At 42.4% G+C, this 20,437-nt stretch carries 19 protein-coding genes; 16 read left to right on the top strand and 3 right to left on the bottom strand.

What is annotated here, in order from left to right:
- Positions 1-16: 16 nt before the first annotated feature.
- The gene (locus tag LC040_18585; GenBank protein WLR51145.1) at positions 17-1,012 is read left to right on the top strand and encodes an aliphatic sulfonate ABC transporter substrate-binding protein; all 996 of its coding nucleotides are present in this window, start codon (positions 17-19) and stop codon (positions 1,010-1,012) included.
- A 39-nt stretch (positions 1,013-1,051) separates the two neighbouring features.
- Here LC040_18585 and LC040_18590 read toward each other — a convergent pair whose 3' ends face one another.
- Together LC040_18590 and LC040_18595 are read right to left on the bottom strand one after the other, a co-directional pair.
- Positions 1,052-2,290 (bottom strand): PucR family transcriptional regulator, encoded by a 1,239-nt coding sequence (locus tag LC040_18590; GenBank protein WLR51146.1) that lies wholly within the window; start codon positions 2,288-2,290, stop codon positions 1,052-1,054.
- A 119-nt stretch (positions 2,291-2,409) separates the two neighbouring features.
- Positions 2,410-3,327 (bottom strand): proline dehydrogenase, encoded by a 918-nt coding sequence (locus LC040_18595; GenBank protein ID WLR51147.1) that lies wholly within the window; start codon positions 3,325-3,327, stop codon positions 2,410-2,412.
- A 197-nt stretch (positions 3,328-3,524) separates the two neighbouring features.
- Here LC040_18595 and LC040_18600 point away from each other — a divergent pair, with 197 nt between their 5' ends.
- The 10 genes from LC040_18600 (at position 3,525) to LC040_18645 (ending at position 14,330) form a co-directional block, all read left to right on the top strand.
- Complete coding sequence (locus LC040_18600) at positions 3,525-4,625, top strand: Xaa-Pro peptidase family protein (GenBank protein WLR51148.1); 1,101 nt, start codon at positions 3,525-3,527, stop codon at positions 4,623-4,625.
- A 116-nt stretch (positions 4,626-4,741) separates the two neighbouring features.
- Positions 4,742-5,437 carry an AIM24 family protein gene (locus LC040_18605; GenBank protein ID WLR51149.1) on the top strand — a complete coding sequence of 232 codons (696 nt, stop codon included), beginning with the start codon at positions 4,742-4,744 and terminating at the stop codon, positions 5,435-5,437.
- Positions 5,438-5,552: 115 nt separating this feature from the next.
- Positions 5,553-6,974, top strand: a complete 1,422-nt coding sequence (locus LC040_18610) for a hypothetical protein (protein ID WLR51150.1) — start codon at positions 5,553-5,555, stop codon at positions 6,972-6,974.
- A 130-nt stretch (positions 6,975-7,104) separates the two neighbouring features.
- Positions 7,105-8,097: a beta-ketoacyl-ACP synthase III gene (locus tag LC040_18615; protein WLR51151.1), complete on the top strand. Its 993-nt coding sequence runs from the start codon at positions 7,105-7,107 to the stop codon at positions 8,095-8,097.
- Positions 8,087-9,238 (top strand): ATP-grasp domain-containing protein, encoded by a 1,152-nt coding sequence (locus LC040_18620; protein WLR51152.1) that lies wholly within the window; start codon positions 8,087-8,089, stop codon positions 9,236-9,238. Before LC040_18615 ends, LC040_18620 begins: the two co-directional genes overlap by 11 nt.
- Positions 9,235-10,230 (top strand): NAD(P)-dependent oxidoreductase, encoded by a 996-nt coding sequence (locus LC040_18625; protein ID WLR51153.1) that lies wholly within the window; start codon positions 9,235-9,237, stop codon positions 10,228-10,230. Before LC040_18620 ends, LC040_18625 begins: the two co-directional genes overlap by 4 nt.
- Positions 10,223-11,092, top strand: coding sequence for an MBL fold metallo-hydrolase (locus LC040_18630; protein WLR51154.1), 870 nt, complete (start codon positions 10,223-10,225; stop codon positions 11,090-11,092). Before LC040_18625 ends, LC040_18630 begins: the two co-directional genes overlap by 8 nt.
- The gene (locus LC040_18635) at positions 11,061-11,891 is read left to right on the top strand and encodes an SDR family NAD(P)-dependent oxidoreductase (protein ID WLR51155.1); all 831 of its coding nucleotides are present in this window, start codon (positions 11,061-11,063) and stop codon (positions 11,889-11,891) included. Before LC040_18630 ends, LC040_18635 begins: the two co-directional genes overlap by 32 nt.
- 11 nt (positions 11,892-11,902) lie before the next feature.
- A complete protein-coding gene (locus LC040_18640; GenBank protein WLR51156.1) occupies positions 11,903-13,201 on the top strand; it encodes an adenylate cyclase in 1,299 nt (432 codons plus the stop codon).
- Positions 13,182-14,330, top strand: a complete 1,149-nt coding sequence (locus tag LC040_18645; protein WLR53342.1) for a GNAT family N-acetyltransferase — start codon at positions 13,182-13,184, stop codon at positions 14,328-14,330. Before LC040_18640 ends, LC040_18645 begins: the two co-directional genes overlap by 20 nt.
- Positions 14,331-14,366: 36 nt before the next feature.
- Here LC040_18645 and ade read toward each other — a convergent pair whose 3' ends face one another.
- Positions 14,367-16,106 carry an adenine deaminase gene (gene ade / locus LC040_18650; protein ID WLR53343.1) on the bottom strand — a complete coding sequence of 580 codons (1,740 nt, stop codon included), beginning with the start codon at positions 16,104-16,106 and terminating at the stop codon, positions 14,367-14,369.
- Between the two features lie 238 nt (positions 16,107-16,344).
- Between ade and LC040_18655 the strand changes: the two genes are divergently transcribed.
- From LC040_18655 to LC040_18675, 5 genes are all read left to right on the top strand, one after another.
- Positions 16,345-17,577 (top strand): hypothetical protein, encoded by a 1,233-nt coding sequence (locus LC040_18655; GenBank protein ID WLR51157.1) that lies wholly within the window; start codon positions 16,345-16,347, stop codon positions 17,575-17,577.
- Positions 17,578-17,645: 68 nt separating this feature from the next.
- Complete coding sequence (locus tag LC040_18660; protein WLR51158.1) at positions 17,646-18,392, top strand: UDP-galactose-lipid carrier transferase; 747 nt, start codon at positions 17,646-17,648, stop codon at positions 18,390-18,392.
- Positions 18,393-18,765: 373 nt separating this feature from the next.
- Positions 18,766-19,224 carry a DUF2935 domain-containing protein gene (locus LC040_18665; protein WLR51159.1) on the top strand — a complete coding sequence of 153 codons (459 nt, stop codon included), beginning with the start codon at positions 18,766-18,768 and terminating at the stop codon, positions 19,222-19,224.
- Between the two features lie 132 nt (positions 19,225-19,356).
- Positions 19,357-19,701 carry a flagellar basal body rod protein gene (locus LC040_18670; GenBank protein ID WLR51160.1) on the top strand — a complete coding sequence of 115 codons (345 nt, stop codon included), beginning with the start codon at positions 19,357-19,359 and terminating at the stop codon, positions 19,699-19,701.
- A gap of 15 nt (positions 19,702-19,716) precedes the next feature.
- On the top strand, positions 19,717-20,361 hold the full coding sequence (locus LC040_18675; protein ID WLR51161.1) for a PspA/IM30 family protein: 645 nt from the start codon (positions 19,717-19,719) through the stop codon (positions 20,359-20,361).
- Positions 20,362-20,437 lie beyond the last annotated feature (76 nt).

A 20,437-nucleotide genomic window follows, 5' to 3' on the forward strand; every position in this document is an offset into this window, starting at 1 on the left:
GAAAGGGGATTGGAAAGTGAAGAAACGTCTATCAATTATGTTTGCATTGTTAACAAGTTTAATGGTCGTGTTAGCTGGTTGCGGAAATAGTGGGTCAGCAGACGGCAAGCCTGAGAAAGTTGTGATTGGTTACTTCCCAAACATTAACCACGCAGCAGCGATGGTTGCGAAGGACAAAGGATTTTATGAAGAAGCGTTAGGTGACGATATTGAAGTTGAATTTCGTACATTCCCTGATGGTGCAGCATTCATGACGGCACTTAAAGCAGGAGAGTTAAATGGAGGTATGGTCGGTCCAGGACCAGCAATGAACCATTATATGAACGGGGCTGAAGTGAAAGTCATCGCAGCCGGTTCAACTGGCGGTACAGTCATTGTTGCACGTGATGGCAGTGGCATTGAATCTGTTGAAGATATTAAAGGAAAAACATTCGTATCCCCGCGTGTTGGCTGCACGCATGATGTTCAATTTGAAACATATATGAAGGAATTGGGCATTACATCTCAACGTACAGGTGGAACGATGAAGCACCAAACAGGCGCACCAGCTCAATATGTGAACCTGTTCCAATCAGGCCAAGTAGATGTCGCGACAGCACCTGAGCCATGGGCTTCATTCCTAGAAGAAAAGGTTGGCGCGAAGCCGATTATTGATAGTGACAAGATTTCATTTGGTGAAACACTTCCAGCAGCCGTGTATGCAACAAACAACAACATGGCTGAAAACAATCCTGAGCTAACGGAAAAACTAATGGAAGCTCATAAAAAATCAACAGACTATATTAACGAAAATCCAGAAGAGTCACAGGAAATTGTCGTAAACAGCATTAAAGAAATTACAGGACAAGAGCTTTCTGAATCTGTCGTGAAAAAAGCATGGGACCGCATTAATTTCACTTACGAAATTAACGAAGAAGCGCTTCAAGAATTTGCGAATTCTTCTCACGACCTTGGCTTCTTAACGGAAAAGCCAGATTTAAGCGGCTTAATTGATAAAAGCTTTATTGACTAAATTGAAAGAAGCAATCATCCAAGTGATGGTTGCTTCTTTTCATTCCTCGCTTTTTAACAGCTGCAAATCAATATACAGCTGACATTTCAAATTGAAATCTGAGAAGTCAATGTCGGTTAGCTCGGTAATTTGATTTATGCGGTATTTCAACGTATTCGTATGAATGAAAAGCTGTTCTGCCGTAGGCTTTAGCTTACAGTTATTGAGCAAGTAGACTTCAAGTGTTTTCAGAAGAGAGGTTTGATTCGTTTGATCTTTTTGCTTTAACAGCAACAGTTCTTCATTCACATAGTTGCTCTGGTTATTTTGCTGTGAGATCGTTTCAAGATAGCGAAAGACGCCAAGCTTCTTATATTCATAGGAGACGTGCTGATAGGTGCTGATGAATTTCGATGTCTTAATCACTTCTAAAGCTTCTAAGTAGCATTTACGCAATGAGGAGATGTTCGTGTATTCGTTGCCGACCCCTGCAAAGACTTGAATATCTTGTTTGGCGAAATGATTAATAACAGTGTTGACGAGCTCATTGGCACTTGCTGTTAACCGCCCTGTTATGTAGGCGTGTTTGCTGCCAAGAATGACCCCGATATTGAAGTCATGAATAAAGAGCTGTGTCGGATATTCAAGCGCATTGGCGTAGAGGCGAGTCGTTTCCGTTAAATCCCCAAAGACCTCTTCTTCAATTTGAGGAACTGTGAAGACGCACACGGTGAAGGTAGAAGGAAGAATGATGTTCACATTCGCGGCCCCTGAGATAATCTGCTTTTCCGTCTTGTAGCTGCCATTCATAATGCGATTATAGAATTGATCCTTCTCAGCTTCCTTGTTCAATTTCAATTGATTCTTCTTATATAGCACCTTACCGACATGGAAGGAGATGTTGTGAAGAAAGTCTAGCTCCTCACTCGTTAATTCATGGTCGATTTCTTGGACCCAAATATAGCCCATAATCTTTTCCTTATGCTTCGCGCTGACGACAATTCGTTGATTTAAGCCAATTTCCTCAATTTGCTCCACACGAAAAGGTGTTGAAATGGTTTTCAGCTGTTCAACGATTCCTTCATTTATGAATGTCTCCAGAATGGAAAGCGGGCACCCTTTTGATAGAATGGTCAGCTGATTTGCTTCATCAAAATGATTAATATAATACGAACTATAAGCTACTAATGAAAATTGTTCATCTTCAACAATAATCGGTTTCTTTAAGGCATTGCTTATAACAGTCGTAATCTCATGAATGTCGGTAAGAGAAAGAATTTTTTCATTGAAATGTTCCATGTTATCCCCCTTCCCTCATATTGCCAACTTTCCTCTTATCATACGTTTCAGTGCGGCTTATGTATAGGGGCAAACAAAAAAGGACGAGAGCATTTGCTCGTTGTCCTTATCATTTCCGTTTATTTTTTCACCATTCCTTTAAAGACAAAGGCAAGGTTTGCAGGTCTTTCTGCAAGTCTTCGCATGAAATAGCCATACCAATCCAATCCATATGGTACGTACACACGCATGTTATAGCCTTGCTTTACAAGGTCATGCTGTGTCTGGTTTCTCATGCCGTACAGCATTTGGAATTCAAATTGGCTCGGTGAAATATTATTTTCTTTTGCGAATTGCTTCGTAAATTCAATGATTTGGTCATCGTGTGAAGCAATTGCTGTATAGTTCCCATTCAGCAGGCTCTGTTTGATTAGCTTTTTGTAATTTTCATCGACATCTGCTTTTTCAGGATAGGCATGCTCTGCTGATTCTTTATAAGCTCCTTTTACAAGCCGTAGGAATGGTTTGTATTGACTTAACTCGTTCAAATCCTGTTCTGTACGGTACAAGTATGCTTGAAGAACAGTGCTGACATAAGTGTATTTTTCTTTAAACTGTTGAAAGAGTTCCAACGTCTTCTGACAGCGGGGCACATCTTCCATATCAATCGTTACCATCACTTGGTGCTTTTCTGCTGTATCTAATATCCGCGTCATATTCTTTACGACAAGCTCATGGCTAATATCAAGGCCAAGGGAGGTCATCTTCAGTGATACTTGTGAATTAAGACCTTCTCTGCTAATTGTTTGAATGGTTTGGATACATTCCTCTGTACGTTCATTTGCGATTTCTTCGGAGTCGACAAACTCTCCTAAATGGTCAACTGTGACAGCCAGACCTTTTTCATTTAATTCACGAATAAATTTAATCGAGCTTTGAAAGTCAATTCCGCCGATAAGCTTGCCGGCGGCAAACTTCCCGCCTCTATTTTTAGCAATATGATTTAACGTATTGTTCTTCGATAGGAATAGGAAAAAATCTCTTGTAATCGCTTCCATAATTACACCTCCAAAAGATGCAAAACTATTTCATAATTATCTTACAATTTCTTTCCCTTTGTTTACAATGTCGCTAAAAAACAAGAAAATGAACGTTTTTTTGTCGGTAAGCGCTAATTGCCAGTTGAATTCGTAGGTTGCTAAATTTTCGTATGCTATCATTGAAAGTGACTATCTGCATAAAGGGGCAATTAACAATGGAACAGCGACTACAAATATTGAAGCAATGGTTACAAGCAGAGAATGTAGATGTAGCATTTTTGAATTCAACTGAAAATGTTTTCTATTTAACGAACTTTTATACAGACCCTCATGAGCGTCTGATGGGGTTGTTTGTTTTTAAAGATGCAGAGCCGATTATGGTCGTGCCTGGGATGGAAGCAGGCCAGGTGAAGGACGCAGGCTGGAAAGATGAAGTGATCGGTTATGCAGACCATGAAAACCCGTGGGATTTGGTTAAAGCATCACTTGAAAAACGAAATATGAAAAAGGTTGATAACGTAGCGATTGAATTAGAAGTACTTTCCTACGGTCGCAGTCAATCACTCTTATCACTGTTTCCGGATGCAAAGGTTTTATCAGTAGAAGATAAGCTGAATGAGATGCGCGTTGTGAAGGATGAAAATGAAATTGCGATTATTCGTAAAGCAGCTGAGCTTGCTGATTACGGGGTACAGGTCGGGGTTGACGCATTAGAAGAGGGCGTTACCGAGATGGAAGTACTTGCGAAGATCGAGTATGAACTAAAGAAAAAAGGGATTCGTGAGATGTCATTTTCAACAATGGTACTGTTCGGTGAAAAGTCAGGACAGCCTCACGGAAACCCAGGTGACCGTAAGCTGAAAGCAGGCGACTTTGTTTTATTCGATATGGGTGTTGTGCTGGATGGTTATTGTTCTGACATTACTCGGACATTTGCTTATAAAACTGTTTCAGATAAGCAGCGAGAAATCTATGAAACAGTCTTGAAAGCACAGCTTGCTTCATTAGAAGCGAGTAAGCCTGGTGCTCGGATTGGTGATTTAGATACGGTTGCACGTGATGTTATTACAGCCTCTGGCTATGGCGACTACTTCCCGCATCGAATTGGTCACGGCATGGGAATCAACGTGCACGAATTTCCGTCCATGAGCCATTTAAATGATGGAACGCTGAAGGAAGGCATGGTCTACACGATCGAACCAGGCATTTACGACCCTGAAATCGGCGGCGTTCGCATTGAGGATGATGTGTTAATCACGAAAGATGGTTACGAAACATTAACGAAATTCCCGAAAGAACTACTAATTATTAAGTGAAAAATTAAGGCTGCCCCGCTTGTAAAGTAGGGCAGTTTTTTTTCTAGATTGAAACTTCTTCCTGTGCTGAATCGTTATATAGATTAAATATTCATGCAGAAGGGCAGGGATTTGAAATGAGTAAGTATTCAATTGATGAGTTCATTAAGCAAACAAAGCAGGTGGATAAGGGAGAAGGATTGTTCGAACTAGAAACACCACGCATGCTGGAAATTAATCTTGCAGGCCGCGTATGGGCAAAGATGGGCTCTATGATTTCATATAACGGGCAAATCAAATTCGAACGTGAAGGTGTTTTTGAGCATGGATTAGGGAAGATGTTCAAAAAAGCTTTCACAGGTGAAGGTACGTCCTTAATGAAGGCCAATGGAAATGGCAAGCTGTACTTAGCAGACCAAGGAAAGAAAATTACAATTCTAGAACTGCAAAATGACGCTATTGTGGTAAACGGCAATGACCTATTAGCGTTTGAAGAAGGCATTGACTGGGATATCAAAATGATGCGTAAGGTTGCAGGCATGATGTCAGGCGGTCTATTCAATGTGCGGCTAGAAGGGAGAGGGATGGTGGCGATCACGTCACACTATGAACCTCTAACATTACTTGTTACGCCGGATAAGCCTGTTATCACAGACCCGAATGCAACTGTTGCATGGTCAGGGAACCTCCAGCCTGAATTTCAAACCGACATTACATTGAAAACATTCTTAGGGCGTGGAAGCGGAGAGTCGATTCAGATGAAATTTGCTGGAGAAGGCTTTGTGGTCGTACAGCCATTTGAAGAAGTCTATCTTAGCCAATCCAACAGCTAGATGAGAAATTTGTAAAATAATCGAGAAAGAGCTAGGCATTCACCCACACGGCTATGGGCTGCTGTGCATACGATGACTCCAAACCGAGAGTTTCTCTCAAAAGGAGGATTTAAGAGTGGCGCTCACAGCAGCTCATTGGGTCTATGCCCTTGTGACATTTGTTGTTATCGTGACGATGATTTTTCGAAAAGGTGTTGTCTTGCCGACATTATTAGGCACCTTTCTCGTTGCTTGGATTTATAAGGGCGATATTGTCAGTGGCTTTACATCCGTTTTCAATGCCAACTTAACAGCCGCAAGAGAGCTGTTCAGTATCTTTCTAATTATTACGTTCATGGTGGCATTGCTTCACGTTTTGAAGGACTTAGGTGCAGATAAGCAGATGATTACGCCGATTCAGAAAGTCATGAAAAACGGCCATATCGCCTATATTGTACTCATTGCTGTTACATTTATTATTTCATTATTCTTCTGGCCGACACCTGCTGTTCCGTTAATCTGTGCATTGCTTGTGCCTGCTGCTGTCCGCTCTGGCTTGCCGATAATGGGTGCGGCGATGGCTGTCGCGCTTGCAGGGCAGGGGATGGCGCTTTCTTCAGACTATGTCATGCAAATTGCCCCAATGTTAAGCGCGAAATCAGCGGGGATTGACAAAGCGTTAGTAGCAGATAAAGCCCTTGTGCTGTCACTAATTACAGGTGGCATTGCGATTTTACTAGCGTACCTTGGGATTCGAAAGCAAATGAGAAGCCCGAATGACCCATTGAATGAACAGGAGCTATCATTACTGCAAGGAAACGAAATGACAGAAGTGAAAGAAAAGGTAACAAAGCCTTTCTGGGGAAAATTATTTGCTGTTTTAGTACCCCTCTCTATGTTCAGTGTGATGGTGTATATGTCGTATACGAAATTTAGTAGTGGACGTATGGGCGGCTTTGAAGGCGGCGATGGTGCAGCGTTTATCGGCGGTGTAGCTGTTCTACTGTTAGTATTTGCAACACTTGCTTTTAATCGAAAGCTTGCACTGGACCGTATAAGCGAATATATAACAGATGGGTTTGTCTTTGCGTTCAAGGCGATGGGACCAGTTATTCCGATTGCAGGCTTCTTCTTCCTCGGAAGTGGTGAATTTGCTGGGAATATTCTGTCGCTCGGTGATAATCCAAGTCCCGCATTCCTATTTGACCTCGTGCAAGCTTCTCAAACCATTATCCCGCAAAATATGGTATTCTCCGCATTTGGTATTTTGCTTATCGGGATGATTACTGGATTAGATGGGTCAGGTTTCTCCGGCTTGCCATTAACAGGAGCGCTTTCGGGGGCATTAGCTTCGCAAAATATTGATACAGCAACACTTGCAGCAATCGGACAAATGGGTTCGATTTGGACGGGAGGCGGAACGTTAATCGCGTGGTCTTCGCTTGTAGCAGTTGCTGGTTTCTGCGGCGTTTCCGTTATGGAGCTTGCCCGAAGAAATTTCTTCCCAGTTGTAATAGGATTAATCATTTCAACGGTTGTTGCATTATTCCTTTGGTAGTTTCTAAGTAAGAAAGAGGTTGACTACAGGTCAGCCTCTTTGCAATTCTTGCCACTTGGAATTTTTGTAAGAAACCGCTAATCTGTAGATAAACAAGTTTAAGTGATTGGAAATATTGGAGGGGAATCCCGTGCTCAACGTTAAAATTACTGCTACTGCAACATACTTACCGAAACGAGTCGTCACATCCGAAGAAGTAGATGTGCGAATCGGCGAGAAAGCGGGCTGGTCAGAGAAGAAAAGCGGTGTGCGTACCCGTCATTTTGCAGACCATGAAACAGCAAGTGAAATGGGTGCATTGGCTGCAATAAAGGCATTGAAGAAAGCAAACCTTACATATGAAGACCTTGATTGTATTGTCTGTGCATCAGGGGTGCCTCAGCAAGCGATCCCGTGTACAGCCGCACTCGTACAAGAGCAGTTAGGCAAGCAGATGAGCGGAACCCCTTGCTTTGACGTAAATGCTACCTGCCTTAGCTTTGTGACAGCACTTGATATGATGTCGTATGCCATTGAAGCAAATCGTTATCGCAGAATATGTATTATTTCAAGTGAAATCGCCTCTGCCGGCTTAGATTGGGAGAATAAAGAAAGTGCAGCCCTTTTCGGAGATGGGGCAGTGGCTGTCATTGTGGAGAGAGCTTCTGATGAGGATTCTAGTAAAATCATTCATGCCAAGATGGAGACCTATTCAAAGGGAGCTCATTTTACTGAAATACGAGGCGGTGGAACAATGATTTCTCCGCGCCATTACGATAAAGCAGATGAAAAAGATTTCTTGTTTGATATGAACGGAAGAGCGATTTTCCGTCTTACATCTACGTTAATGACCGATTATTTAGACCGTTTATTTGCGCCTGTCCCTTATTCATTGGATGACATTGAACTTGTGATTCCACATCAAGCAAGTCAAATGGCAATGGGGATTATTCGCAAGAAAATGGGTGTGCCTGAAGAGAGGTTTATGAATATTATCAGCACATACGGAAATACGATTGCTGCGTCTATTCCGATGGCTCTGCATGAAGCGATTGAAACAGAGAGAATCAAACGTGGGGATCGGATTCTCTTGCTTGGAACGTCAGCTGGTTTGTCTATCGGAGGAATGATTCTTGAATACTAGCGTTGTGTTAGTTACAGGTGGACGAGCACCTGCCACACTTGAGCTCATTCGCAGCCTCGGAAAGCAAGGCCACCGCATCATTGTCGCTGAAAGCTTCCCGTTTCACTTATCGAAGGCTTCACGCTACGTATTTAAGCATTACGATTTGCCGAGTCCGTGTAAGGAATACGAGCGCTTTGTAAGTGAGCTAGAGAACATTATAAGAGCTGAGCAAGTTGAGCTGCTCATCCCGACATGTGAGGAAATCTTCTATATTGCAAAAGCAAAACAACACCTATCGAAGCATTGTCGTGTCTTTGTTGATCAGTTTGACAAACTGATTACCTTACATAATAAATACGAGTTTATAAAGCTTGCAGAACACGTTGGGCTGGTGGTTCCTAAGACTTTTCTTGTCGAAAGCACGGAGCAATTAGAACGGTTGGCTGACAAAGAAAGACCAGCGATTCTGAAGCCTGTCTATTCTAGATTTTCAACCTCGGTAAGAAAGCTTTCTGGTGATGAGAGCTTGCCGCCGCTTGATATCACGCCTGCATTTCCGTGGGTCTACCAACACTATATCGAAGGAAAGCAGTATTGCAGCTATTCCGTTGCGTATGAAGGAAAGCTTTTGCTTCATAGTGTGTATGAAACAGAATGGACAGCAGGAGGAGGTGCAAGCATTACATTTGCACCTGTGGAAAGCGAGCAAATTAAGAAGTGGGTTGAAACATTCGTTGCGGCTTATCACTTTTCAGGGCAGATAGCTTTTGATTTTATCAAACAAGGTGAGGCGTTGTTTGCGATTGAATGTAATCCACGCTTAACGAGCGGTATTCACTTATTTCGCGGTGTCGATATTTCGTCTGCTTTCTTACAATCGTATGGGCAAAAATTAATTCAACCAAACCCTGAAAAACAGGTTGCCTTAACGTTAGCGATGGTTTTAGAATTGTCGAAGCTTCGGACGTGGAAGCAGTGGAAAGAGTGGTTAGCAGTGATGCAGGATGCTGAGGACGGTGTGTATGAGCGTGGCGATTGGAGGCCGGTAAGTTATCAGTTTGTTAGCTATTTTCATCTGTGGAGGAAAGCTCGGCGGTTAAAGATTTCAATCTTAGAAGCTACAACGGAAGATATTCAATGGGATGGTGATGCAACATGAAGGCAGTTGTCACAGGAGCCACTGGGTTTCTCGGCCGGAAAACAGCTCGGCGGCTTCAAGGCTTAGGTTATAACGTTATCGCGCTTGGGCGTAATCAGGAAATTGGTGAAATGCTTCAGCGGGAGGGACTTGCTTTTGAAGCCGTTGACTTGAACGAGACGCAGCGATTGAAAGCGGTGTGTGCAGGAGCAGATTATGTTATTCACTGTGCGGCCTTGTCCTCACCTTGGGGAGATTATGACGCCTTTTATTCCGCAAATGTCCTTGGGACGCAATCGATCCTTGCAGCGTGTGATCAAGCTTGTTTGAAGCGATTTGTCCATATCTCGACGCCTAGCCTTTATTTTCAATTTGATGAGCGGTTGAATATTGCGGAGGATGACCCGTTGCCGGCAACATTTGTGAACCACTATGCGGAAACGAAGTATTTAGCAGAACGAGTGGTTGATGAGGCATTTCAACAAGGCATGCCTGTGATCACAATTCGTCCTCGGGCGTTATTTGGCCCTGAGGACCATACAATTATCCCGCGTTTAATTGAAACGAATCGAAAGAAATTTATCCCATTAATTCATGACGGACAGGCTTTGCTTGATTTAACGTATGTTGAAAATGTCGTTGAAGCGATTTTGCTTTGCATGGACTCGCCGGAAGCGTCACTAGGTGAGAAATACAACATTACAAATGGTGAACGTGTCCATTTGAAAGATATATTAGAAAAGGTTTTCGACCAGCTGGATATGCCTTTCAATACGAAGAAAATCCCTTTTTCAGTTGCTTTTTCACTTGCCGGGTTAATGGAGTGGGGTGCTAAACATTTCCGAAACAATGAAGAGCCGCCGCTTACACGCTATACCGTAAGCGTCCTAGCGAAGAGCCAAACACTTTCAATTGAAAAAGCGAAACGAGAGCTTGGATATGAACCTAGAATCAGTATTGAAGAGGGAATACAGCAATTTGTGACATGGTGGAAGGAAGAGAAGCATGATTAAGCGGACGACATTTTCGAGCGGGCATTGTACACAGCTTGAAAAAATTACGAATACAGCAGGGCGCTGGAAAAATGTTGCGTTCCCTGCACTCTATTTTTTATTGCAGCATCCGACAAAAGGAAACATATTGTTTGATACAGGCTATGCAACGCATTTTATTGAGGGAACGAAGGTATTTCCATATAGTATTTATGCAAGGCTAACGCCTGTTGTATTTGATCCAATGAATGGTGCAGTGGAGCAGGTTCGCAAGCTCGGAGTCGAGCCAGAACAGGTGGAGAATATTTTTATTTCACATTTTCATGCGGATCATGTGGCTGGACTGCGAGATTTTCCGAAAGCGACGTTTGTTTGTTCGAAAGAGTGCTATGAATTTGTAAAAGGACGAAACGGGATTTCCGCCTTGAAGCAAGCGTTTATCCCAAGCTTATTGCCCTATGATTTTGAGGAGCGGATGAAGTTTATTGAGGATTGTCCACGCTTGGAAATACGGGATGAAGACGATGCGGAAGTGAAGAGTCTACAGGACGAGTTTGGCGTAGTCTATGATTTGTTTGGAGACCGAAGCTTCTTGTCAATTGCGGTTCCTGGTCATGCGAAGGGACAGCATGGATTGTTTTTCAAGGAAGATGGGGGCTATACGTTCCTAATCGCAGATGCGACGTGGGACAGCGGGGCCTATCGAGAGCTTCAGTTGCCGAGCAGGCTGGCAAATCTCGTCCTGCAAAATCGAACGCAATTTGAACAAACATTGCAGAAGATCCATCATTTTCATAAGAGGCATCCAGATGTACGAATTATCCCGTCTCATTGTAAGGAGGAACTGACCTTTGAACAAAGTAGCGCTCGTAACAGGAAGTAACGGTGGGTTTGGGACAGCGCTTGTAGAAGAGCTGCTTCGCCAGGGCTATTACGTTGTTGCCACAATGCGAAACTTAGCAAATCAAGCGGCTATCCAAGCGCTTGCACGCACGTTAGGGAAAGCGAATGCTGTTCATTGTATGAAGCTTGATGTGACCGATACAGCCGATGTGCACCGGCTTGCTGAGTGGCTGGAGCAGAAGGGTGGAGTTGTTGATCTGCTTATTAATAATGCAGGCTATTGTCAGGGTGGGATTGTCGAAAAATTAACAGAGGATGAGTGGAAAGCACAATATGACGTGAATTTGTTCGGGGTGATTACTGTTACGAAGGTCTTGCTTCCACTGTTAAGGGGGAGTGAGAAGGCGAGGATTGTGAATATCAGCAGTGTGAGCGGTCTGCTTGGGTTGCCTGCAATGTCGCCGTATTCGTCAAGCAAATTTGCGCTAGAAGGATTGAGTGAATCCCTTCGCTTAGAGCTTCTGCCATTTGATATTTCGGTTTCACTTATTGAGCCTGCCTCCTATAAAACAAAAATTTGGGACAAAGGCTTAGCAAATGTCCAAATCGCACATGGGGAGTACCAGGAGTTTTTGGACAAAGTGTATGCAGAAGCGGTGCAGTCATTTCAAGGCGGAAGTGACCCTCAAGAAATTCAGCAAGTCATTCGTCGTATTATCCGAAGCCGTAAGCCAAAGATGCGTTACCAGCTTGGCAGGGATGCCATTTTTCTCTACTGGGCAAAGCGGCTTCTGCCGTGGTCTGTCATTGAATGGGTTGTGAAGAGAAAGCTGTTATAAGGAGGATGACAATGGATGTTGTAAAAATCTTGTACCATTATTTGCGTACGAAAAAGCGGACTTTCTCTACACGTGAAGAATTAGCGGGTTTTCAATACAAAATGATTGAGAAGCACCTTGCTTTCGTGCGTGCTTCCTCTCTGTTTTACCGAAACTTAAAGGAACTGCCGCTTATGAATAAACAAAAAATGATGGACCACTTTGATGAGTTGAACACAGTTGGTATTTCTAAAGAAGAAGCATTCAAAGTTGCGTTACAGGCTGAGAATACACGTGATTTTTCGCCGACAATTGGTGAGATAACAGTCGGCTTATCGAGCGGGACCTCGGGGAACCGTGGAATTTTTTTAGTATCAAAGGAAGAGCGGCTCATGTGGGCGGGAATTATTTTAGCGAAAGCTCTTCCAAAGGGCATTCTTACAAAGCAGCGGATTGCCTTTTTCTTGCGGGCGAACAGCAATCTCTATAGCAGTGTTAGCAGTAAGCGTATTTCATTTGGATTCTATGACTTACTGGATGAGCCGGACGCTCACCTTACACGTTTGAATGACACACAGCCTGATGTGTTAGTTGCTCCGCCTTCGATGATGCGTTATTTAGCAGAACAGAAGAAGCGAGGTCAACTGCGCATTTCCCCGATCAAAGTAATCACAGTTGCGGAAGTATTAGACCCGCTTGATGAAGCTGTTATTCAAGAGGGGTTTAATCAGCAAGTGCATCAAATCTATCAATGTACAGAAGGATTCTTAGCAACAACATGCTCTCATGGAACACTTCATTTGAATGAGGACTTAGTGAAGATTGATAAGAAGTTTTTAGATAATGAAAAGACAAAGTTTCATCCGATTATTACGGACTTTACGCGGAAGACACAGCCGATTATTCGCTATGAGCTCAATGACATTTTGACGCTTAAGGAAAAACCTTGTCCATGCGGCAGTGTGATGACAGCAATTGAGCAAATTGAAGGCCGCAGTGATGACCTTTTTTATTTTCCGAAACGAGGTGGGGCAGGGGTGAAGGCTGTTTTTCCAGACTTTATTCGAAGAGCCGTTATAACAGCGGATGACCGTATTGAAGAATATAAGGTCATCCAGACGAGCCCAAGTCAACTTCACATACATATGAAAACGAAATGTGATAGAGCTGAGGTAGAAGCGAAGGTGAGAGAAGGTATTCTGGAAGTATTGGAAAGTCAAGGGTGTGAAATTCCTGTCTTTCATTTTCTAGATTATCAGTTCAAACCTGGAGATAAGAAATTACGGCGAGTTGAAAGGACTTATTCAATTGATGAATGCGGCGATTTATAGACGTGAAGCAATCGCAACCATTCCTTGGGAGGATTATCAAGATGGGGAAACGATGAAACGTTATTTCCTGCCTCTTATTGAAAAGGGCACAACAACATACGTTAAGAATGTACAAACAGAAATGCTCTTTATTGGCTGTGGCGACGTGTTACTCCCTGTCAGCCGCAATGAAGAAGAATATACGAATTCATATGTGACATCACCATTTACCCACTATATTTCCTATGCGAAAGAGGAACTGCGCTTCTTAAATATTCCAGCAGTTGCCCCATTGCTTGAAGGCTTGCTTTCAAGGCTTGGAAAGCGAGCGCAGAAATCACAAGTGAATAAAATCATATATGTGAACAACTGGCTTCTTTCCACGAATTTGTATGTGAAGGTGAGTGATGAGCAGCTGCAGGCGATCACTGCAAGGCTTGTGCATGAATTTCCTGATTATCTTATCGCCTTTCGTTCGCTCATTAAACGGCTGCACACTCCTATTATTCATGCGCTAGAAGCTAGTGGTTTTTCTGCGGTGCCAAGCCGTTATGTGTATCTCTTTGGGGATGTGGAAGAGGAAGCGTTGAATGCCAAGCAACGAAAGCAGATTCGCCAGGATAAGAAGTTGATTGAGAAGCACGGCTATGAAGTGGTCTCGAAAGAACAGCTGACAGAAGAAGACTATTCACAAATCGTCGCGCTCTACAACGCCCTATACTTAGAGCGTTATTCCTATCATAATCCACAATTTACAGAGAGGTATATGAAGAACTTAGTTGAGAGCGGGTTTGGCACTGTAAAAGGGTTAAGGCGAAATGGCAGGCTTGAGGGTGTTATCATTTACGTGACATTAACTGGTGTTCTAACAACACCTGTACTTGGCTATGATACGTCACTACCGAAAGAGTATGGGATGTATCGAATGTTAACGTATTTAATTTATGAGGAAGCGAAGGAAAACAAACTGTTTCTTCATCGAAGTGCTGGAGCAGGGCAGTTTAAATATAACCGAGGTTCGACTGGTGAAGCGGAATACACTCTTTTGTATATGAAGCACCTTCCGCAGTCACGTCGCCGGATTTGGAAGCTGTTTGATTTTATCTTAAGACGATTTATTATCCCAACAGTTGAAAAGAAGAAATTATAAAAGCTCACTCCGTCAATTTGAGAGTGAGCTTTTCGTTTATGCTTTTACGTCGATATGTTTGAACTGATTCACATTAAATAAGCCTAAGTCTGTTAATTTTAGAGCTGGTATGACAGGCAATGTTAAGAATGAGAGGGTTAGAAATGGGTTGAATTCACCTTTGTAGCCGAGTTGAGCTAATGCTTGCTTGATCTCGCCGAGCCCTTTGTTTACAGTTTGATAATCATTGATAGACATTAAGCCTGACAGCTGAAGTGAAAGCGATGCGGTTACTTTTCCATTATGGATGATGACCAATCCGCCGTTCATTTCTTGTAGTGTGTTGATAGCAGTCAGAATGTCTTCATCATTTGTTCCGGTTGCGACGATATTATGGGAATCATGGGCGATTGTGGTAGCAATTGCTCCTTCAGTTAAGCCGAATCCTTTTACAATCCCTAAGCCAATATTGCCTGTTAGCTTGTGACGCTCTACGACAACTAATTTTAGTTGGTCCTTCTCGATGGAAGGCACAAAATACCCGTCTTCGACTGCAGTTGTTTCGGTAAGGTGCTTCGTTACAATGTTGTTCGGGATTATTTCGATTATGTTTGCTTCTTGTGATGGACCAATCTCGATTTGCAGGTCATTTGCGTTTATTTCGGGTACATGAACCGTTGATATGAGCTTTGTTTCCGGTTGTTTTCGCTCATATGCTGGTCCTGCGTATTTGCTATCTTTACCAACAAGGACTCCTGATTTGTACACTTTATGTATACGGATCGTTTCCAAATCATCTAATAGTAAAAAATCTGCGTCATAGCCAGGAGCAATGGCGCCTTTGTTATGTAAGCTGTAGCATTCTGCTGTGTTCAGTGAGGCCATTTGGATCGCTAACAAGGGGTGAATGCCCTCCTGTATGGCTAACCGTACATTATGGTCAACACTGCCTTCTTCAATTAAATCATCAAGGTGCTTATCATCTGTGCAAAATACGAAGCGGCGCGAATTTTTCGTATTGACGGCAGGTAGGAGGGATTTCAAATCTTTTGCAACAGAACCCTCTCGAATCATCACGTACATACCACGTCTTAAGCGGTCAAGTGCTTCCTCAACGGATGTACATTCATGGTCAGTACGAACGCCTGCAGTTCGGTAAATATTTACAGCATTTGCATCTAGTCCAGCAAGGTGACCATCGATATGGTCGCGGTGTTTGTTCGTTAGAACTAACTTATCAATCATGGATTCTTCTGCATGCTGCACAGATGGGTAATCCATCACCTCAGCTAAACCAAGTACGCGTTCATGCTTGTAAAGAGGTGCTAAATCATCTGCTTTTAACACTGCACCATTGTTTTCGAAAGGAGTAGCTGGTACACAAGATGGGAGCATGTAATATGTATCAAGTGGAATGTTCTCCGAATCATGAAGCATATAGTGAATGCCCTCTGTTCCTGAAACATTTCCAATCTCGTGAGGGTCGGTAATCACCGTAGTGACGCCGTGAGGCAGAACTACTTTTGCAAATTCACTTGGTGTTACCATGGATGATTCAATGTGAACATGTCCATCAATAAAAGAAGGGGAAATATAACGGCCTTGGGCATCGATTATTTCCTTGCCCTCGAATTCGCCAATTCCAACAATCATTCCATCAGCAATGGCGACATCACCGTACATGATTTCAAGGTTGAAGATATCGATTATTTTCCCGTTTTTTATCAAAGTATCTGCGGGGATCTGCTTGTTTGCAACAGCAATTTTTCTCATTAACATCTCTTTTTGTTCGTCCATCATGTCATCCTCTCTCAACAGTTCATTATACTTAGCGTTTGACTAAGGAAGAGTGTATATACTTCAATATAATACGAGTGCACGATTGAAAAATCCTTTATCGAAAATTGTCTAATCCACATTTTAAAGGTGGAAAATTTGTTATGTCAACGAATTGTGGACACAGCGCTCTATCCTAATACATACATCACGGATGTTTTCATATAATGATGTGAAAATGTGTAGGGTGGTGACAGGGTTGGAAGGTCTATTAAAGGGAGTATTGCCGCATGCAGCAGAGCTTCTTGTTATAAATCAAAGACCAGTTGTAGTAATCGCGGATTTAGATGGTGATAACCTGTTTGAAGTAACCGGTGTATACAAATATCGTGGTGAAAATTACCTCATTATTCTGAAGTGGCAGGCTGGTGCTTGGTATGTAGCGGCAAATGCAAAAGGGAAAGGCTACGATATTACCGACTTTGTCGTTGCTCCTGTCACAAGGTGCGGGGTGAATGATCTTATTATTGGTTGGCAGGTGGCAGGCATTTGGTCTGTTCTTGAAATCTATCAATTCATGCAAAATAGCATTCGCGGCGTTATGCAGAAAGAGCTTTATTTTAGCAAATTAGAAATTGAAGATATGCCTAATAGGTATGGGAAAGATGGAAGAGCAGAAATTGCTTTATGGGTGCATGATACAGGTGAAGCTTATCGAATTGACCTCTATCGCTGGTGTGGAGACCAATTGGTACCGGCGAAGGATGTCTCTCCTTATTACTATCAAAGAATCTTGCGTTATTATAGTAGGTTAGTAAAGGAGTATCCAGATTCACCAACTTACTTATATTATTTGGCTAACGCTCAAATGCAAGTCGGGTTGCTTCAAGAGGCGCTGCTTTCAATCGAGAAAGATTTACAACTTCCTTACCCATATCCATCGAAAGAAGAATTAATTCAGTTGAAAGAATCACTAAGCAAATTAAGTGAAAGGCAGCAGGTTGATCTATCGCAGGTTGTGTCGGTACCTTCTGAATCGAAACGAGACGAAGCGCTTGAAGATGCGTTCGCTCGCGTATTTGAGCTCAAGCGCGGCGTTGATAATGTTCGTTATTACTACAATCGGATTGATTTAAATGATGATGGGGAGGAAGAAGTGTTTGTTTACTTAGTTGGCCCGTTTGTATGTGGAACAGGTGGGTGCAGTGCAGCAATCTTTGAAACAATCAATGGAGAATATCGCTTATTATCGAGGTTCTCTCTGGTCAGAAGCCCTATTATTATTGAGGAGAAGAAGTCGAATGGTTATCGAAATATTGTCATGTATGTTTCTGGTGGAGGGATTGAGCCATTTTATGCCGAATTAACATTTGATGGAAAGGCATATCCATTAAACCCCTCCATTCAACCAAAGGTGCCACCAGGAACGCTATTAAGAGGAGAAGCAATTATAGCGGACAATCTGGTAACAAATCCAGGTATTCAATTTTAGACTTTTCGTTTTAGGTGGGCGAAGAACAGGAACAGTTTATTAATATAAAATTTTTTGAGGAGGATTTCATGGGGAAACGATTAGACACAGTCGATTTAACGAAAGAAATGGATTCGAAAAAAGAATACAAAAAGCAACTCAAGCATTACCAAGTCGAATTATTGAAACTACAGCAAACATTATACTTTCAAAAGATACCGGCTATTTTCGTATTTGAAGGATGGGATGCAGCTGGAAAGGGAGGTGCGATTAAAAGGCTGACACAACGTCTCGACCCACGCGGCTATAATGTCCATCCTGTCAGTGCCCCGACAACTGAAGAGAAACAGCAGCACTATCTCCAACGCTTCTGGCAGAGGATGCCTTCTTACGGTGAAATTGCGATGTTTGATCGTTCTTGGTACGGAAGAGTACTCGTTGAGCGCGTCGAGCAGTTTGCTTCGAAAAATCAATGGGAGCGAGCCTACACAGAAATCAATCAATTTGAAAAAATCTTAGCAGATGAAGGGTTTATCATCGGGAAGTTCTGGTTCCATGTTAGTCCAGATGAACAGCTTGCAAGGTTTCAAAGCCGAGCAGAAGACCCATTAAGACGCTGGAAGCTAACAGACGAAGATTGGCGTAACCGTGAGAAATGGGAGGAGTACGAAGAAGCGGTGGAAGATATGCTTGCTGAAACCGATACACCGTACGCACCTTGGACAATTATTGAAGGAAATGATAAAAAGTATGCTCGTGTCAAAACGCTGCGCACAGTCGTCGAAACGATTCAAGACTACCTTGATAAGCACGGAATTGAAGAAAAGGAGCTTTAATTGGAAAAAGCGAACTAGACTCAACCTAGTTCGCTTTGTATGCTTAACTTGTATAAATTTATATTTTAAGAATTGCCGCGGTTTATTCCACTCTTTATTTGAAACCTAAACGATGTAAGCCCTACCTCTCATACATCCTTACGGCTCCGAAGCCGCGCCAGTGTGAATAAGTCCTTTATTAAAAACAAAAGTAGAACGCCAGTCAAAATTACGTACTAACGTTTACAAGTTAATTTTCTTTGTTAGGTGCAATATATAACATTATCATTAATATTTTATGTTGTCAATACAGTTATGTCAATTAGATTGGCATCATAACTTGTCCACCCCATTCATAGAGTAGAAGTAGAAAATCAATATGCGGGGGATGGATATGCAATATTATTATGGTCCACAGATGCCATTGCGAATTCTTGATGAAGCTGAATTTTGGAAGCATCAAGAGGAAGAGCACACCGTTGTCATTCGAGAACTCGTCTCTGGATTAGAACAGAAATATGTAGACGCGTTGAAAGAATGGGAGAAGGAGCTGTCGAAAACTCATCAGCAGGTTGTGCGTTATATTGAATCGGTTATTCGCTCAGGCTATTACGTACCCTATCAGCTCTATCAGCAAGTACTCCAGCTTGTTTCGTTTTGTTTAGAGCAAAGCCTGCAGTTTATTAAGCTATGCCAGCAGATTAAGGATGAAAGTGAAGCTGTCAGCAAAAACCCAACAGCGAAGGTTGTATTAGACCACATTATTCGTGAATCAGAATATTTTGTTGGGATCGCGCAAGCCCTTCTCTATGGTCAACAACCGAAAATGCACGACCAAACCCGAGGTGAATAGCCTCGGGTTTTTCACTGTTTTGATGGTCCTAGCTTAACTAAGACTTAGGTCCAATTAAAAGATTAAACTCAAGCTCGTTATGGGAACTTCCAAATCTCGATAAGATAAAAGCAAGAAAGGAGGAACAACCATATGAAAAAGCTCGGGTTGTTGGTAGTGGGAGGTATCGCCGCTTTCACATTGATTGCAAATCTGGACTCACTTGTCGGCTTAGCAATCAGCTTAGTGATTATGTATTACGCGTTAAAAGGCTTCTTGAAAGCAGAATCATTATTCAAGAAGGTGCTATGGGCAGTGTTCGGGTTAATTGCGTTAGCAGTATCCGCAGCAAATGTACCTGCAATTATCGGTATCGTAGCTGCATACGTTCTCTACCTTGTCGTGAAGAAGTGGAAGACCAAGAAGGAAGTTGTCGTAGAAGAAGACCCATTTATTAACTTTGAAAAGCAATGGGCAGAACTTAATAAAAATTACTAAGGGGAGGACCAAAGCATGGGTTTAATCACACGTATTAAAAATACAATTTCAGCTGACTTATATGAACTGTTAGAACAAAAGGAACAGAAAAATCCGATTGGGATGCTCAATCAACATTTACGCCAATGTGAGCAAGAGGTAGAGAAGGTTCGCAAGCTAGTTGAACGTCAGTATACGTTAAAACAGGAGTTTGCACGTGAATGGAGTTTTGCAGAGCAGCTTGCAGCAAAAAGAAAGAGCCAAGTAGAAATTGCTTCAAAAGCTGGTGAAGAACAATTACAGCAATTTGCGATGCAAGAACAGCTTCAATATGAAGAACGTGCTGTACGTTTGAAGGAAGCTCTTCTTCAAGCAGAACATCATCTAAGCGAACTTGAACAGAAGTATGAAGAGATGAAGCATAAGTTAAAGGATATGCACATCCGTCGCATGGAGCTGATGGGAAGAGAAAATATCGCACGTGCTCACTACCGGATGAATAAGGTAACTGATTCTGGAAAGTACGCGAATGAAGCCTTCTCGAACTTCGGTGAAATGGAGCAATACATTGAGCGGCTGGAGCAAAAGGTGAATGCCGATTATAATCACAGCACAATTGATACCCGTATTGCCCAGCTGGAAAAAGAATTGAAAAAAGATGATTCAAGCACAGTTTTATAAGCAAAACGTGGTATTCTAAAAAGGCGTAGGACTCTGCGCCTTTTTGTACTTTGAGATAGTAAAGGAGGGTAAGCCC

This window comes from Bacillus tianshenii, from assembly GCA_020524525.2.
Taxonomy (GTDB): Bacteria; Bacillota; Bacilli; order Bacillales; family Bacillaceae_N; genus Bacillus_AV.

Excerpts from the sequence above, each read along its gene's own strand:
- LC040_18590 (WLR51146.1), bottom strand. The coding sequence starts at position 2,290 with ATGGAACATTTCAATGAAAAAATTCTTTCTCTTACCGACATTCATGAG.
- LC040_18595 (WLR51147.1), bottom strand. The coding sequence starts at position 3,327 with ATGGAAGCGATTACAAGAGATTTTTTCCTATTCCTATCGAAGAACAAT.
- LC040_18600 (WLR51148.1), top strand. The coding sequence starts at position 3,525 with ATGGAACAGCGACTACAAATATTGAAGCAATGGTTACAAGCAGAGAAT.
- LC040_18605 (WLR51149.1), top strand. The coding sequence starts at position 4,742 with ATGAGTAAGTATTCAATTGATGAGTTCATTAAGCAAACAAAGCAGGTG.
- LC040_18625 (WLR51153.1), top strand. The coding sequence starts at position 9,235 with ATGAAGGCAGTTGTCACAGGAGCCACTGGGTTTCTCGGCCGGAAAACA.
- LC040_18630 (WLR51154.1), top strand. The coding sequence starts at position 10,223 with ATGATTAAGCGGACGACATTTTCGAGCGGGCATTGTACACAGCTTGAA.
- LC040_18640 (WLR51156.1), top strand. The coding sequence starts at position 11,903 with ATGGATGTTGTAAAAATCTTGTACCATTATTTGCGTACGAAAAAGCGG.
- LC040_18645 (WLR53342.1), top strand. The coding sequence starts at position 13,182 with ATGAATGCGGCGATTTATAGACGTGAAGCAATCGCAACCATTCCTTGG.
- ade (WLR53343.1), bottom strand. The coding sequence starts at position 16,106 with ATGGACGAACAAAAAGAGATGTTAATGAGAAAAATTGCTGTTGCAAAC.
- LC040_18660 (WLR51158.1), top strand. The coding sequence starts at position 17,646 with ATGGGGAAACGATTAGACACAGTCGATTTAACGAAAGAAATGGATTCG.
- LC040_18665 (WLR51159.1), top strand. The coding sequence starts at position 18,766 with ATGCAATATTATTATGGTCCACAGATGCCATTGCGAATTCTTGATGAA.
- LC040_18670 (WLR51160.1), top strand. The coding sequence starts at position 19,357 with ATGAAAAAGCTCGGGTTGTTGGTAGTGGGAGGTATCGCCGCTTTCACA.
- LC040_18675 (WLR51161.1), top strand. The coding sequence starts at position 19,717 with ATGGGTTTAATCACACGTATTAAAAATACAATTTCAGCTGACTTATAT.